This window comes from Thalassospira sp. TSL5-1 (assembly GCF_001907695.1).
Taxonomy (GTDB): Bacteria; Pseudomonadota; Alphaproteobacteria; order Rhodospirillales; family Thalassospiraceae; genus Thalassospira.
On record NZ_KV880639.1, the window covers coordinates 87,356 to 102,052 of the forward strand.

Sequence of the window (14,697 nt, forward strand, 5' to 3'; positions counted from 1 at the left end):
CGATAAACCCTGAAACAAGGATGATTAAAATGAGCATTGCCGTTGGTGACAAAGCCCCGGATTTTAACCTGCCAACCGATGGCGGCGGACATGTCAAACTTTCTGATCTGCAAGGCCAGCCGGTGGTTGTTTACTTTTATCCCAAGGACATGACACCTGGCTGCACCACGGAATCCTGCGATTTCCGGGACCAACACCCCAATTTCGCCGCCGTAAATGCCAAAATCATCGGCATTTCCAAAGACAGTGCAGCGCGCCACGACAAGTTCAAGGAAAAGCACGACCTGAACTTTACCCTGGCATCCGATGAAGAAAGCGATGTTTGTGAACGTTACGGCGTTTGGAAAGAAAAAAGCATGTATGGCAAAAAATTCATGGGGATCGAACGGACGACCGTGATTGTCGATGCTGAGGGCGTCATTCGCCATATCTGGCCGAAAGTGAAAGTCAAAGGCCATGTAGACGAGGTTCTGGCGGCGGTTCAGGCACTTTAACTCTACCTGCCTCTCTTCTGCCAGCCGGTCACGGGATCATTGCCCGTGGCCGGTTTTTATTTGCGCCTAACTCTTTGACTGATTTTAGAATTTTTATCCTCACGTATGTATCCATCTTGCAAGGACGCATCATAAATATGATATTCTGAAATTGGGAGCCTGGAGCCTGCCAATTGGGCGACGGGGACAGGGAATTTGAACGCATCTATGGCGGAACCAGTAAATGAACAAGAATGTCGTTGATCTTGACGATCAAATGTTAGCCGACTTCAAGGATGAAGCCCGCGACATCATCAGCAGCCTGGATGTGCATTTGCAAAACGCGCATTCACAGGCCAACCGCGACACATTGCTGACCGCAATCCAGCGCGAGGTTTTTAACCTGCGATACAAGGGAAAATCGGTCAATGCCCCGCTGATCAACCTGACCAGCCACCGCCTGGCCGATTATGTCACCAGTTGCCGCGAACTCAATGCCGATTCCATTGCCGACATTCAGGCCTTCGTCGATAAAATCGAAGGCATTCTGGATGGTGACTTTTCAGGAACCAGCACCGATTCCGCCGAATTTGTTCGTGAGCTGCCCTCCAAACGCGCGCCTGACATTGACCCGGCCTGGCTAAGCAAAGCCAATGTCGAAGCCCTGCTGGTTATTCCGCAGCGGTCGATGGCGGCCATTGTCGAACGTGAACTGGCCGCCTGCGGCTATCGCAGTTCGGCAACGCATTCATCGTTTGAGGCCCTTGAACTTGCTGTGCGCACCCGACCGGATTTTATCATTGTTGCCAAAACCATTGATGACCTTGACGGGGTCGATGTGGTGAACGCGCTTCAGGCCATGCCCAAAACACGCGATATTCCGACCGCTGTTTTAACTTCGGATGCCCCCAACCACCCATCATTGCGCGATTTGCCGTTTCGTACTGCCATCATTCGCAAAGGCGGTGCCTTTGGCGATGACCTCGCCGAAGCCCTGGCACGATTTAACATCACCTAAAAAACGCCCGGCATTGCTTGCCGCATCACAAAATTAACCGTAAAAACGGACCGTGTAAGACAAACCGGTCCGTTTTTATTTTCCAACCGTGTGAACCAAGCAATGCCCCAAACCCTTGCCGACGCCGCCAAACAGGCCCTGCTGACTGTTGACCCAACAGAAAAAGCCCACCTGACCATCGATCTGGCCCGGCAATGGCGGGAGGGTGCGATAACGGAAGTTGGCGAAACCAACCTGCCGGACCGCCCCGCGCGCCCGTCAAAACCTGAAACCCTGCCGCCCAATAAAATGCCCAAACGCAGCAAAGGCGGCCTGAAGGGGCGCATCGGCCTGTTACACGCGCTGGCTCATATTGAGCTAAATGCCATTGATCTGGCGTGGGATATTGCCGTGCGCTTTCCCAACGAAAACATGCCGCGCGATTTCCACGATGCCTGGGTGCAGGTGGCCGCCGATGAAGCCAAACATTTCCTGATGCTGAATAAACGGCTGGGCGAATTGGGCGCCACCTATGGCGATTTGCCCGCCCATGACGGCCTGTGGCAAAGCAGCATGGAAACCGCCTATGACCTGCTGGCCCGCCTGGCCGTGGTACCAATGGTGTTTGAAGCCCGCGGGCTGGATGCCACCCCGCCCACGGTTGAGCGCCTGATTGCCAATGGCGACGTTGAAAGTGCGGAAATTCTTAAAATCATTGCGGCCGAAGAAGTGGCGCATGTCAGTGCCGGGCGCAAATATTATGAAATGATGTGTGATAAACGCGGCCTGCCCTATTACACCACATGGCATGCGCTGCTGCGCAAACATCTGCGCGGCCCGCTTAAGCCGCCCTTCAATGACGAAGCGCGCTATGATGCCGGCATGCCGCCCGATTATTATCAGGATTATGTCCTGGAATTACCAGGTGAGGGTGACGATGATTAAAATCTGTCAGCAGGATACCAACTGCACAAACAGCCATTAATCCAGGCAGGAGAACTCAAGACAGCAAGAGGTAAAAATGCCGTTTTTCTATCTTGGCCTGACATTGGTGGTCAGCTTGTTCTTGGCCGCAACAATCTTTGACTGGATTTGGCGGACCACCTTCTTACACGGCACACATGAGACCGCTTCGACACAGTTGTGGGTCGTAGAAGGGTTTTTGACAATCTTTCTGGTCACTGCCATCGCAAGCTTTCTCGCCATCATTATTAAAATTGTGCGGGCCATTTCCAAACGAGGTCATCGCCCGCCGCAAGATGGCGAAAGCTGATCATGGCGCGGTTCCGAAGCACTGAAAATTACTTTATCAATGCTCTATTACCCCGGTTTCCTCGGTGAAAAACGGCAATATACAACCCAAAGCCAATTAATACCGCGCCAAACACCTGCACCAGTGACACATCGCTGCCCAAAATCACCGCCGATAAAACCAAACCCGAAAGCGGATTGATCAAATGGGCCGCTGCGGCCTTGCTGGCCCCAAATCGACCAATCAGATAAAGCCATAAGAACATCGCGCCCAGCGTGATGACGACAGCAAGATAAAGAATTGACAACAAAACCGGCCCGTCAAACGTGACGGCCCACTGCCCGACATCCGGCACGCGAAACAGGGCCAGTGGCAGCAAAACCAGCCCCCCGACCAAAGACTGCCAGAAATTGACATCCACCGGTGATGCCCCCATCACCCGCGACTTTAAAAACACCGTGCCAAACGCAAAGGCCACCGTACCGCCAATTGCCATTGCATAGCCTGGCAGGGCGCCAGAAGAAAACATCGCGGCATGGTCAAGGCCCGTTCCGGCCGCAGGTTGCCATGCGGCAACACAGGCCACTCCGGCAATACAAATGGTAAAACCAACAAAGCGTGCGGCGTTTAAAGGTTCCTGTCCGCTGGCTACGGCAAAGGCGCTGGTCAGCAGGGGCGCGCAGCTAATGATCACCACCAGTAGTGACGCTGGCACGGTTTGCAGGGCCAAAAAGCTCAAACCCAAATAAAGGGCGTTGTTCAACACACCGGCAATCGCCCCAAAACGAATAGTCGGCCATTGCCAGAATTTCCTGCCCTGCCATAGAACAAAAGGCAGCAAACAGACACTGCCCAGCAAAAAACGCACTGCCAGCAATACAAGCGGGTCAAGATGGGCAATCGCAACCTTGCCGACGATAAATGCCGACGACCAGATCAAGCTGAAACCGACAAACAATAGGAGGACACACACCATCCTGAAACAATCCTGAAGACGGTAAATAATTGGAATGCAGCCTGCCTGATTTTGTCTGTGATGAGAAATTAATTATAAGAAGCATCAAATAAGATATACTAATTTGGTGCATAAATTTCACGCAGATATCGCACAATGACAAAACCGCAACCTGGCAATCAGCCACCGAATATCCCGACCTTTGACGCAGCACCCGACATACACACGCTCCGTGGCCCACAGCTTGATGACCGTCGCATTACACTGGAACAGCTTCGGGCCTTTGTCGCCGTTGCTGGGGAACTGGATTTTCAGCGTGCAAGCAGCCAGTTACGGCGCAGTCAATCGGCCCTTACGCAAAGCCTGCAAAAACTGGAAGATATTTTGGAATGTCGCCTGATTGCCCGGCGCCGGGGCCAGGTTGAGGATTTGACCGAAAATGGCAAACGCCTGTTGCCACTGGCCGAAGAAATTCTGTCCCGGCTATCCGCCGCCGTAGAAAGTTTTCGCCAACCGGCCTTGCAGGGACGCATCCGGTTGGGCGTGCCAGACGATTTTCCCTTGGGAAACATTGCTGGCGCGGTGCGTCGCTGTATGGAAGCCAATCCCGCCTTGCGTGTCGAGGTCACATCGGCCCTATCATCCGTACTACAGGACCTGTATCGCAACCGGAATATCGACATGATCATTTACAAACGTATTGGTGATGAAAACACAGGCGTGCCCCGGCCAGACGCTAATAGCGAATGGCAAAATGACATGGATACTTCACTGTTACACCGTCAGCCTTTGCACTGGGCCTGTGCGGCGTCATTTGCATCGCCGATCAAAGGCGAAATACCACTTATCACCTTTCCCGAGGGGTGTGCGTATCGTGCAGCGGCGATCCAGGCCTTGAAACAGCAGAGTATCGGCTATTTTAATGCCTATCGCAGTGCATCCTACCAAAATATCCGTGCCGCAATTTCAAACGGCCTCGGGGTCGGTATCCTGCCGCAAAGTGCGCTTGCCGATGATCATGCATCACTTAACGGGAAACCCGTGCTTCCTGCCCTGCCCGACATCGAACTTGTCACGACTTATAACCGGCAAAATCCCCTGCTGGGTCAATTCAGCCAGCAGCTTTTGCGCAATGTCGATTTTGGCGCCTTAAAAGCCGCCTGACGACAAACGCTTATGATCGTTGGTAAATGCTGCCCGCCCCCAACACAGGAGCAATACTGATATCACCTAATTTAGTCATGTTTGATATAACGCAATGCTGCATATTTGCGAACCGCTATCATTTCGACCTGTAATGAAACACTTATCGCCTGAACAAAATCATATCAGGAGGGACGAAATGCCAGCGACGATGAAAGCAGCCGTTGCGCGCGAGTTTGGCAAGCCGCTATCGATTGAAGAAGTGACAATCCCCAAAGTAACCCCCGGCAAAATTCTGGTTAAAATCGAAGCATCCGGCGTTTGCCACACGGATTTGCATGCCGTCGAAGGCGACTGGCCGGTTAAGCCGAACCCGCCCTTTATTCCTGGTCATGAAGGCGTTGGCGTTGTTACCGAAGTGGGTGAAGGTGTCAAATCAGTCAAGGAAGGCGACCGTGTGGGCGTGCCGTGGCTGCATTCCGCCTGCGGGCATTGCCATCACTGCATTACCGGCTGGGAAACCCTGTGTGGGGAACAGCTTAATACCGGCTATTCCGTGAATGGCGGCTTTGCTGAATATGTGCTGGCCGACCCCAATTATGTTGGCCACCTGCCCGATGCCCTTGAATATGGCAATGCCGCGCCGGTTTTGTGTGCCGGTGTGACGGTTTACAAGGGCCTGAAGGAAACCGAATGCAAGCCGGGTGAAACGGTTGTTATTTCCGGGGTTGGCGGGCTGGGCCATATGGCCGTGCAATATGCCAAGGCGATGGGCATGAAAGTTATCGCCGTTGACATTACCAATGAAAAATTGAAACTCGCCAAAGATTTGGGTGCAGACTGGACGTTGAATGCCGCCGAAAACGATGTGGTGGCCGAGGTCCAAAAGCAAATGGGTGGTGCCAATGGTGTTTTGATCACCGCCGTTTCCAATGCTGCCTTCAAACAGGGGGTTGGCATGCTGGGGCGTCATGGCACAATGGCGTTGTGTGGCCTGCCACCGGGAACGTTCGAGCTCGATATTTTTGATACCGTCCTGTCTCGCAAAACCATTCGCGGTTCCATCGTTGGCACCCGTGCCGACCTTCAGGAAGCCCTTGAATTTGCGGGCGACGGCAAGGTGCATTCGCATTTCACCACCGAACCGCTGGAAAACATCAATTCCATCTTTGATCGCATGCGTGGCGGCAAAATTGATGGCCGTATCGTGATGTCGATCTGACCGGTTGGCTATATATATCCAATCATAAAACATGCCGTGCCCACAACAGTTGGCACGGCATGTTTGTTTAACCCGACAAGATAAACCGTGCCCGTTACAAATCCCGCCCGGAAAAGGGATCTTCGCTGTAATACCGGACCGGAACAGCCGTGCCGACAATCTTGGAAACCCGCTCAATCCAGCCAAGTAACGCTTTATAATCCGCCATTTCCAGGCCTGCCTCATGCGCCAGATGGACATAGGCATAAACCGCAATATCGGCGATGGAATAACACTCATTAGCGAGAAAATGCTGTCCCTGCAAATGACGATCCAGCAGTTCCAGCACATGACTTGCACTGGCACGCCGGCGGGGAAGTTGTGCGGCATTCCGTTCATTCTTGCCCGTCAGGTTCCAATGACGCAATGTCGCGACGGTGGATTGCACATAATCGGTCTCGAAAAACAGCCACTGGCAAACCCTGGCCCTTTGCCAGGCATCATCCGGCAAATAGGGACTGCCCTGCGCCAGATAGAGCAATATCGCATGTGATTCCGCCAGACACCGGCCATCGTCAAGCTCCAGAACAGGCACGGCACCGGCGGGATTTTTGCGCAGGAAATCGGGTGTATGACTTTCACCCTCAAAAATAGACACCCAAACCGTTTCATACTCCAAATGCAAATGGTGGCAAAGCTGGCGCACCTTCCAGGCATTTTGCGAACCGGCATAATCATATAACTTCATGGCAAACCTCGTTTCAGGCACAAAAAAAGCGTTCCGGCATTGGGTAATGCAGGTGGCGGAATTGAAGAATTTTGTGGTTTTAAGATTTAGGCGAACACAGGCATCATTTGGGCTTCATGGTCCAAAAGCCATCTTTTGCGCACCAGCCCACCGGCATAGCCCGTCAGTGTGCCGTCGGAGCCAATCACCCGATGGCAGGGTACAATAATAGACACCGGGTTTAGGGCATTGGCGCGGGCCACGGCACGCACAGCCTTCGGATTATTCAGTTTTTCGGCCAGCCCGGCATAGGAAATATGGGTACCCAATGGAATGTCGATTAAGGCCTGCCAGACGGACTTTTGAAAATCCGTGCCACGCATATCAATATCCTCCATCGGCAAAGGGATATTTCTGCCCGCAAAATAGGCATCCAGCCATGCCAGAACCGATGCCGGGGCCATCCCGTTTTCCAGCCAATCGATATTTTTAAAACGACGCGACTGGATAAGAACCATGCGGTCGTCATTATCTTCAAAATCAAGATGCACCAGCCGCCCCTGAACCGAAGCCAGACCTAGCCTGCCAATCGGGCTGTCATAGCGCATAATATTAATGATCGTGCTCATGGTCCTTTTCCTTTGTTATCACATCATTCCCATCCCGATCCGGGATCAGGGCCGACCACAAATATTGCGCGGCATACGCCCGCCAGGGCCGCCAAGCGACAGAATGCTTTTCAAGTTCTTTAGCGGTTGCCGGGCCGCCGCCCATTTGCGAACCCTTTAAAATCCCAAGGTCTGCTGCCGGGAAGGCATCCGGGTCACCCAGCCCGCGCAGGGCAAAATAATTGAGTGTCCAGGGGCCAATACCCTTGATCTTTGCCATTTGTGCCAAAATCTCGCTGCCGGTTTGATCCTTGAAATCGTTTGTGGCGAACAAGTCGATGACATTCGAAAGCGTCTGTGCCCGGCGGCGTGTCAGACCAATCGGGATCAAATCATGGCCTTGCAGGGTGCCGGGTGCGGGGCACAAGTGGGTAATGCCGGTTCCCGCAACCAGCGTATCGGGCAAAGGCTGCCCATAGCGCGCAACAATGCGCCAGGCCAGTGTGCGCGCGGCTGCCACCGAAACCTGCTGGCCCAAAACGGCCCGCATAGCGAGTTCAAACCGGTCCCAACAGCCCGGAACACGCAAGCCGGGCCGTTTTTGCACCAGTGGCGCCAATAAGGGATCATTGGCAAAAACCGCCGTAATCGCCACCATATCGGCATCAAGATCAAACAAACGTCGCACCCTTGCGCCAATTTCGAGCAAACTGCCCCGGTCCTCGCCGCGCAGGCAAATTTCAATGCTGCCTTTTTTGGTGAAACGGCAAATCATCAGGCCCGGCGCATCGGCAATCAAAAAGCCCCGGGCGTAATAATCCGGTCCGACCGCCTCAAGCCCCGGAATGGCCCGATCACGAAAGAAGCCCAAAATAAAATCGCGATCAAAAGGTTGCCGGGGTTTAAGCCGCAGGATCATGTCGTCCCTTTTAAAGACAAAGGCCAATTCGGCCTGACCAGGTTTTACCAATGCCCCTTCTGCCGCCCGAACCCCACGCCGGAATGCTGTCGGCGCATGACCATAGGCCTCTTTCATCGCATCATTAAAACGGCGCAAACTGCCAAACCCGGCAATATCAGCGATTTCCGTCATGGTCAGGTTACTATCCACAATAAGCTGGCGGGCGCGCAGCAAACGCCGGGCCCGGGCATGTTCCTGCGGGGCAACCCCGGTATGATCCTTGAATATGCGTCGTAAATGCCGCGCCCCGACACCCAGCCGGTCAGCCAGATCCTCGACTGAACCTTCGGTTAAGGCTCCCTCCTCTATCAGGCGAACAGCGCGACGCACGGTTGCATGAACACCGGCGGCAGCGGCACTGCCCGGTGCGGCTTCGGGGCGGCACCGCAGGCACGGGCGATAGCCATGTGCCATTGCCGCCTCGGCCGTAGGATAAAATTCCACATTCTGCCGCTTGGGCGTTATCGCCGGGCAGATAGGCCGACAAAAAATGCCGGTGGTTTTAACGGCCGTATAAAACCGCCCGTCAAACCGGTTATCACGCGCCAAAAGGGCGGTATAACAAATGTCATCATTGATCTGTTCCATGCGCCCATTCTAACAGAGCACAGATGAAATACTCGCCAGTTTCGGACTCTGACATTGGCAAAAATACCGCCCACAAAACAAGAACCGCGCCAATATTATTGGCGCGGTTCACAGCGATTGATTTTTACTGGCCCGTCAGGCCCCTGCCAAATGTCAGAACCGGGGTGGTTCGGCATCGTAAACCCGCTGAAAGAAATTGGGGTTTAGCAGGGTGGATACAGCAATCAGGGACGGCGACCGCCTTTCACTGACCTTGACGATCAGGGCATGCGGTGCTGGTGTGATGTCGCGGATTTCAAGAACCTCAAAAACCGAACTTTGGGCGTTTGTCACCCGGAACTGGTCGCCAACGGCAATATTCTGGTCCGCTTTCCGCGCCATTCTTTTGGACCTCCGTTATCTTAAGGAAACAAAAACCAGCCCGGCACGACATGTCCACGGTCACTGGCTATGATAACGGGTTTATTATGCTTCAAAGTCACGGCAAAACTATGACAGCGTTATGACTGAAAATGGCAAATAACGAGAATTCTTCCGGAAATCCGGTGATATTCTGAAATTATTTCGAAAAAAATTTCAGATAATTAAAAATATCCCTCCAATCATAGAAAAAGCAGGCGTTTTTCCTTTTCCACGATGCGGACATAGACAGTTTTCCCCAACCATTCATTCGCTATGTCATCCGGGCTTAAAGCGAAATGGCGGCACGACCAAGGTCGTGCCGCCATTCGTTCCGTCATCCATGCGGGGAAAAGGGGGGGAAGAACATGGACAACGAAAATCGCTATTTTAAAATAACCGGGACCTTTGCAAGCTTGCTAATCCATAACTTCCATATGCTGTTCCTCACCCGATTTTGGTTTTTTCGGCCCCTGCATCACCAGCAAAAGTGGAATAACAGCCAGCACAATCCACATCATCGCCTTAAAATCATCTAGATAAGCGATGGTCTGCGCCTGCAGCGTGATCATCCGATTGAGTCCAACCGCACCAGCAGTTGTGGTCCAATCCCAGGCATCGGGCAACCACGGGGCCTGCATGGCGTGACGGAACGGCGTCAACATCGCTGCAAAGCTTGAATGAATGATCTGGGTATTTTGCGTCAGCATGGTTGTCATCACCGAAATACCGATACTTGAGCCGATATTCCGCATCAGACTGAACATGGCCGTGCCCTCGGTGCGATATTTGGGGTTCAGCGTGGCAAAGGTAATCGTGCTCAGGGGAACAAAGATAAAACCAAGCCCGACCCCTTGGGTAATACCGGTTGTGATCAGAGTCATCGAACTGACTTCGGCAGTAAAACACGACATTTCATAAAGAGACAATGCCGTCATCCCCAAGCCAAACAGGATCAGGAACCGAATGTCGAACTTACCAACCAGTCGCCCGACCAGCATCATCGCAATCATCGATCCGACACCGCGCGGAGCGAGCAAAACGCCCGCCGTCACCACGGGATAACCCATCAGGTTCTGCAAAAAGGGCGGCAACAGCGCCAAGGTTGCCAACAAAACCACCCCGACAATAAAGATAAAGATCAAACCGATAGCAAAGTTGCGATCCTTGAACAAACCCGGTTCCAGGAACGGGTTTCTGGCGGTGAACATGTGAACGAGAAACATGTAAAAACACAGAATACACAACACCGTTTCGATCAGGATTTCATAGGATGAAAACCAGTTTTGCGATTCCCCCCGGTCCAGCATCATTTGCAGCGCACCGATCGAAAGGCTTAACAACGCAAATCCAAACCAGTCAAAGGGAAGCCCCGACCTTTTTTCCGTTTCTGGCACAAAGGCCATAATGCCAAGCAGCGCCATAATCCCGATAGGGAGATTGATGTAAAACACCCAGCGCCAGTTATAATATTCCGTCAGATAGCCGCCCAGCGTTGGCCCCAAAATGGGTCCCAACATCACGCCCATCCCCCACATGGCCATTGCAGAACCATGTTTTTCCTTAGGATAGGTATCAAGCAAAACCGCCTGGGACAACGGCACCAGCCCGGCGCCAAACGCCCCTTGCAACAAACGAAAAATCACAATTTCGGGCAAGGAAGTCGCAGCACCACACAACATGGAAGCAATGGTAAAACCGGCAACCGAGCAGATGAACAACTTGCGCCGACCAAAACGGGACGCCAAAAAACCTGTAGGCGGGGTCATGATGGCTGCAGCAACGATATAAGACGTCAGCACCCAGGAAATCTGATCCTGGGTGGCAGACATGCTACCCTGCATATGTGGCAGGGCCACATTGGCAATGGTTGTATCCAGCGCCTGCATGATCGTCGCCAGCATGATGGAACCGGTAATCAGTCCCCGTTCCAGTGGCGTGGTTTCCATGCCGGATGTTGCTGCGGCAGAGCTCATTGTCCGTTTTCTCCGCCCTTTGTACCTGCTTCGGCCTCGTTAACGCCAATCCAGGACAAAGCTGTTCTTGCAAAAACCGGCATTTCGCGTTTGTGATGGGTATCGACTTCGACAACCGTGCTCATACCGGCACGCAAAACGGGCTGACCATTGGTCATTTCCAGGGCAATACGAACGGGAATACGCTGCACAACCTTCACCCAGTTACCCGTGGCATTCTGTGCTGGCAACACCGAAAATTCTGCCCCGGTGGCCGGCGACACACTTTGCACCACACCTTTCCATTCATGGTCGGGATAGGCATCCACCGTGACATCAACCGATTGTCCCGGCTGCAAATATGTCAGGTCAACTTCCTTGAAATTGGCATCCACCCACATCGACTTGGTGGAAACAAGGCTGGCAACGGCCCTGCCCGGCGTAATATAGGCACCCGGTTCGGGCTTGTTGGCAACAATACCGTCAAACGGGGCCTTGATAACCGTATGTGCCAGGTCCAGTTCGGCCTGGTCCAACGCCGCCTTGGCCTGCTGAAATTGCGGTAACTGTTCTACCGGTGTGTCAAGCGCCCCGCCAAGTTTGGCAAGAGTTGTCTTCATAGCCTGACGATCCAGGGCAATTTCCTGCTTTGCGCTGGCAACCGCATTTTGGGCATCGTCAAAGGCCGCCTTAGACACAACATTGCGCTTGCTCAGTTGCGACTGGCGAGCATAGGTTTTTTCCGCATATTCCAGTTTGATTTTTGCCAGTTCCAGGTTGCCCTGTTGCTCGGCATAGCTTTGTTTCAGGGCATTCATGTCCTGGCGAACAGAACCCAGATTTGCCTGGGCCTGTTCGACGGCAATTTTGAACGGGTCCTGATCAAGGCGCAAGATAACGTCGCCCTTCTTCACCGGCTGGTTTTCTTGCACCAGCACTTCGGCTATCTGGCCGCTGACCTGCGGGCTGATGGCAACCATATCAGCATGGACATAGGCATTTTCCGTTTCGATATACCGTCCACCCGAATAATACCAATAGGCACCACCAACAATCACGGCAACCGGCCCCAATACAAGCAAGACCGGGCGCAGCCAGCGCCGTTTGCGTTTTGGTGCGGCCCCGCTTCGTTGGCCCTGTTCTGCATTATCCTCTTTTTCAACAGGTTCGCTCATTCTTCGTCGCCTTTTAAATCTTGTTTGGGGACCTGCGGGGCTTTGTCCGAAAGTTCCTGCTCGCAGGAAATCAGGTTCATACGCATATGTTGCAAATGCTCGATCACGACGTCCTGGTCCGCTTCCGATAAACCCGCCAGGGCATCGCGCCGGGTTTCAGCAGCAAATTCCCACATTTTGTCAATCAACGGAGAGGCATTCTTGCCAATATAAAGGTTCACCGCCCGCCGGTCTGCCGGGTCAGGCCGGCGCTCAACCAGGCCGGCTTCTTCCAACCGGTCAATCAAACGGGCCAGGGTAATGGGCTGGATGTCCATCAAATCGGCCAAAGCGGCCTGATTGATCCCTTCGCGTGGCACCAGAAACGCAAGTGCCTGCAATTGCGACTGTGTCAGCCCCAAATCGCGAGCACGGCGGTTAAACCGACGCATCATCAACCGTGATACGTCTTTCAGCAAAAAACCAATGCTTCTTTGTGGGTCACGCGAGGACGTCAAGAACAAACTCCTACTTATTATACGCAGTGCATATTGTAAGCAATGTATATGAAATTTCTGCGGAGATTTTCAAGTGTGATTTCATTCACACCTTTGTGTATTAAGGAGATTTCATTCAACTATCTGTTTTAAAAAGATTTAATCACCAGATAGCCCCCATGCACAAAACGCAAATCTTTTAAATAAAGGCCTCAATCGCCCTCAAACTCATAAAAAAACGACCCTGCAGCAGTTACCGCAGGGCCGTTTTACCGGAGTCACTCTATCAATTCGGCGGGTTATCCCTAGCTGCCAATAAGCATCGCTGCCGGAATTGCCAGAAGCAGACTAAGCGCAACCCGCAAGAACCAGACAATGACCAGCCGCCCCACGCCAATCGGAATTTCCGTTGACAAAATACAGGGGATGGAAGCCGAGAAAAACAGAACACCCGAGACACTGACCACACCGGCAGCAAAGCGCACAACAAAGCTGGCATCCCCCAGGATCAAAGCAGGCAGGAACATTTCGGCAAGCCCGGTGGCAGATGCTTTGGCAAGTTCGGCGGCTCCATCGATGCCAAAAATGGCCGTAAACGGATAAAAGACATAACCCAGCCAATCAAACACCGGCGTGTATTTCGCCAGCAGCAAGCCAATCAACCCAACCGACATAATCGATGGCAGGATCGAAATGGTCATCAGCAGACCTTCACGCAGGTTCAGTTTGATGTTTTCCAAAAGGCCCGGTGCATTATGCGCAACCTCAAGGCCGCTTTGCCACGCCGTGCGCACCCGTTCGCCAGAGGGAACATCGGGTTCCGGGTCACGGGCATGGTCATCCATGCCAACCAGCGGCGGAATACGGACCGTAATGGCGGTGACAACAAAGGTAATCACCAGTGTCAGCCAAAAATACTGGTTCCAGATATCCATCAGGTTCAAAGTTTTGGCAACGATGATCATGAAGGTTGCCGAAACCGTGGAAAAACCGGTGGCAATAACGGCTGCCTCGCGGGCCGAATACTGCCCGGCCTTATAAACGCGGTTGGTAATCAGAAGACCAATGCTGTAACTGCCAACAAAGGACGCAACCGCATCAATCGCCGACCGGCCGGGTGTTTTCCAGATCGGGCGCATAACGGGCTGTAAAAACACGCCGATAAATTCCAGCAGACCATAACTGACCAAAAGCGCCAAAAACACCGCCCCGATTGGCACGATCAACCCAACCGAAATCACCAGTTTGTTAAACAGAAACGGCAACATATCCTTGCTTTGCAAGGCTTCTGGCCCCCAACCGGTCAATGCCAAAACAGCCGTCACCGCCCCCAAAAGCTTCAATACCGAAAAAACCTTGTCGGTGGTGGTGTTTTTCCAGGTGCCCTTCACAAAAGGATAGGCCGCCCCAACCCAAATCATGGCAAGCGCATAATAGCCAGCTGCTGGCCCCATAATGCCCCGCAAAAAACCGACCATATGGTCCAGCGGGATCGAGCTTTTGCCGTCAATTGTGATCGGAATAAAGAAAATGAAAATGCCAATGGCACTTAGGCCCAACAGTCGCCCCATATTGGCCGCACTGGGCCCCGCCACAGCAGAATTATCGTTCGATGACATGATTGCTTCCCTGAAAGTCATGTTCGTGGACATCTATTATGTATAGACATTTTATTATGACTATACATTTGAGCCCATTCTGCAACAAAGAAATTTCGACAACTTCGCCAGGGAAGAGGCTAAAGGCAAAATGTCTGCGCCATTTTTTGGCGGAAAACATTACAGTCC

At 52.8% G+C, this 14,697-nt stretch carries 15 protein-coding genes; 6 read left to right on the forward strand and 9 right to left on the reverse strand.

Annotated features, from left to right (window positions below):
• Positions 1 to 29: 29 nt before the first annotated feature.
• The 4 genes from bcp to LF95_RS17305 all read left to right on the forward strand — a co-directional run bounded on the left by bcp (position 30) and on the right by LF95_RS17305 (position 2,743).
• Positions 30 to 494, forward strand: coding sequence for a thioredoxin-dependent thiol peroxidase (gene bcp / locus LF95_RS17290; protein ID WP_073956434.1), 465 nt, complete (start codon positions 30 to 32; stop codon positions 492 to 494).
• 223 nt (positions 495 to 717) lie between these two features.
• Positions 718 to 1,491: a response regulator gene (locus LF95_RS17295; RefSeq protein WP_073956435.1), complete on the forward strand. Its 774-nt coding sequence runs from the start codon at positions 718 to 720 to the stop codon at positions 1,489 to 1,491.
• 102 nt (positions 1,492 to 1,593) lie between these two features.
• Positions 1,594 to 2,415, forward strand: coding sequence for a ferritin-like domain-containing protein (locus LF95_RS17300; RefSeq protein WP_073956436.1), 822 nt, complete (start codon positions 1,594 to 1,596; stop codon positions 2,413 to 2,415).
• 76 nt (positions 2,416 to 2,491) lie between these two features.
• A complete protein-coding gene (locus LF95_RS17305; protein ID WP_073956437.1) occupies positions 2,492 to 2,743 on the forward strand; it encodes a hypothetical protein in 252 nt (83 codons plus the stop codon).
• A 28-nt stretch (positions 2,744 to 2,771) separates the two neighbouring features.
• Here the strand turns inward: LF95_RS17305 and LF95_RS17310 are convergent, their stop codons facing one another.
• Positions 2,772 to 3,698: a DMT family transporter gene (locus tag LF95_RS17310; RefSeq protein WP_073956438.1), complete on the reverse strand. Its 927-nt coding sequence runs from the start codon at positions 3,696 to 3,698 to the stop codon at positions 2,772 to 2,774.
• A gap of 135 nt (positions 3,699 to 3,833) precedes the next feature.
• Between LF95_RS17310 and LF95_RS17315 the strand changes: the two genes are divergently transcribed.
• Positions 3,834 to 4,841 (forward strand): LysR family transcriptional regulator, encoded by a 1,008-nt coding sequence (locus LF95_RS17315; RefSeq protein ID WP_083607797.1) that lies wholly within the window; start codon positions 3,834 to 3,836, stop codon positions 4,839 to 4,841.
• 178 nt (positions 4,842 to 5,019) lie between these two features.
• Positions 5,020 to 6,042 (forward strand): alcohol dehydrogenase AdhP, encoded by a 1,023-nt coding sequence (gene adhP, locus LF95_RS17320; protein ID WP_073956439.1) that lies wholly within the window; start codon positions 5,020 to 5,022, stop codon positions 6,040 to 6,042.
• Between the two features lie 94 nt (positions 6,043 to 6,136).
• Here adhP and LF95_RS17325 read toward each other — a convergent pair whose 3' ends face one another.
• The 8 genes from LF95_RS17325 to LF95_RS17360 all read right to left on the reverse strand — a co-directional run bounded on the left by LF95_RS17325 (position 6,137) and on the right by LF95_RS17360 (position 14,529).
• Positions 6,137 to 6,769, reverse strand: coding sequence for a glutathione S-transferase family protein (locus LF95_RS17325; RefSeq protein ID WP_073956440.1), 633 nt, complete (start codon positions 6,767 to 6,769; stop codon positions 6,137 to 6,139).
• Positions 6,770 to 6,855: 86 nt separating this feature from the next.
• Positions 6,856 to 7,377 (reverse strand): methylated-DNA--[protein]-cysteine S-methyltransferase, encoded by a 522-nt coding sequence (locus LF95_RS17330; protein WP_083607798.1) that lies wholly within the window; start codon positions 7,375 to 7,377, stop codon positions 6,856 to 6,858.
• Positions 7,361 to 8,905 (reverse strand): DNA-3-methyladenine glycosylase 2 family protein, encoded by a 1,545-nt coding sequence (locus LF95_RS17335; protein WP_073956441.1) that lies wholly within the window; start codon positions 8,903 to 8,905, stop codon positions 7,361 to 7,363. Before LF95_RS17335 ends, LF95_RS17330 begins: the two co-directional genes overlap by 17 nt.
• Before the next feature lie 153 nt (positions 8,906 to 9,058).
• Complete coding sequence (locus tag LF95_RS17340) at positions 9,059 to 9,286, reverse strand: hypothetical protein (protein WP_073956442.1); 228 nt, start codon at positions 9,284 to 9,286, stop codon at positions 9,059 to 9,061.
• A gap of 437 nt (positions 9,287 to 9,723) precedes the next feature.
• Positions 9,724 to 11,280 carry a DHA2 family efflux MFS transporter permease subunit gene (locus tag LF95_RS17345; protein ID WP_073956443.1) on the reverse strand — a complete coding sequence of 519 codons (1,557 nt, stop codon included), beginning with the start codon at positions 11,278 to 11,280 and terminating at the stop codon, positions 9,724 to 9,726.
• Entirely contained in the window at positions 11,277 to 12,434 is a 1,158-nt protein-coding gene (locus LF95_RS17350; RefSeq protein ID WP_073956445.1) for an HlyD family secretion protein, read from the reverse strand. The genes LF95_RS17345 and LF95_RS17350 overlap by 4 nt, the downstream gene beginning before the upstream one ends.
• On the reverse strand, positions 12,431 to 12,931 hold the full coding sequence (locus tag LF95_RS17355; RefSeq protein ID WP_215905702.1) for a MarR family winged helix-turn-helix transcriptional regulator: 501 nt from the start codon (positions 12,929 to 12,931) through the stop codon (positions 12,431 to 12,433). The genes LF95_RS17350 and LF95_RS17355 overlap by 4 nt, the downstream gene beginning before the upstream one ends.
• A 284-nt stretch (positions 12,932 to 13,215) precedes the next feature.
• Positions 13,216 to 14,529: a YjiH family protein gene (locus LF95_RS17360; RefSeq protein WP_073956447.1), complete on the reverse strand. Its 1,314-nt coding sequence runs from the start codon at positions 14,527 to 14,529 to the stop codon at positions 13,216 to 13,218.
• Between the last annotated feature and the right edge of the window lie 168 nt (positions 14,530 to 14,697).

Bases quoted from the DNA above. Each gene is read 5' to 3' on its own strand.
- LF95_RS17340 (WP_073956442.1), bottom strand. From the start codon at position 9,286: ATGGCGCGGAAAGCGGACCAGAATATTGCCGTTGGCGACCAGTTCCGG.
- LF95_RS17345 (WP_073956443.1), bottom strand. From the start codon at position 11,280: ATGAGCTCTGCCGCAGCAACATCCGGCATGGAAACCACGCCACTGGAA.
- LF95_RS17300 (WP_073956436.1), top strand. From the start codon at position 1,594: ATGCCCCAAACCCTTGCCGACGCCGCCAAACAGGCCCTGCTGACTGTT.
- LF95_RS17295 (WP_073956435.1), top strand. From the start codon at position 718: ATGAACAAGAATGTCGTTGATCTTGACGATCAAATGTTAGCCGACTTC.
- bcp (WP_073956434.1), top strand. From the start codon at position 30: ATGAGCATTGCCGTTGGTGACAAAGCCCCGGATTTTAACCTGCCAACC.
- LF95_RS17330 (WP_083607798.1), bottom strand. From the start codon at position 7,377: ATGAGCACGATCATTAATATTATGCGCTATGACAGCCCGATTGGCAGG.
- LF95_RS17350 (WP_073956445.1), bottom strand. From the start codon at position 12,434: ATGAGCGAACCTGTTGAAAAAGAGGATAATGCAGAACAGGGCCAACGA.
- LF95_RS17335 (WP_073956441.1), bottom strand. From the start codon at position 8,905: ATGGAACAGATCAATGATGACATTTGTTATACCGCCCTTTTGGCGCGT.
- LF95_RS17325 (WP_073956440.1), bottom strand. From the start codon at position 6,769: ATGAAGTTATATGATTATGCCGGTTCGCAAAATGCCTGGAAGGTGCGC.
- LF95_RS17305 (WP_073956437.1), top strand. From the start codon at position 2,492: ATGCCGTTTTTCTATCTTGGCCTGACATTGGTGGTCAGCTTGTTCTTG.
- adhP (WP_073956439.1), top strand. From the start codon at position 5,020: ATGCCAGCGACGATGAAAGCAGCCGTTGCGCGCGAGTTTGGCAAGCCG.
- LF95_RS17315 (WP_083607797.1), top strand. From the start codon at position 3,834: ATGACAAAACCGCAACCTGGCAATCAGCCACCGAATATCCCGACCTTT.
- LF95_RS17310 (WP_073956438.1), bottom strand. From the start codon at position 3,698: ATGGTGTGTGTCCTCCTATTGTTTGTCGGTTTCAGCTTGATCTGGTCG.
- LF95_RS17360 (WP_073956447.1), bottom strand. From the start codon at position 14,529: ATGTCATCGAACGATAATTCTGCTGTGGCGGGGCCCAGTGCGGCCAAT.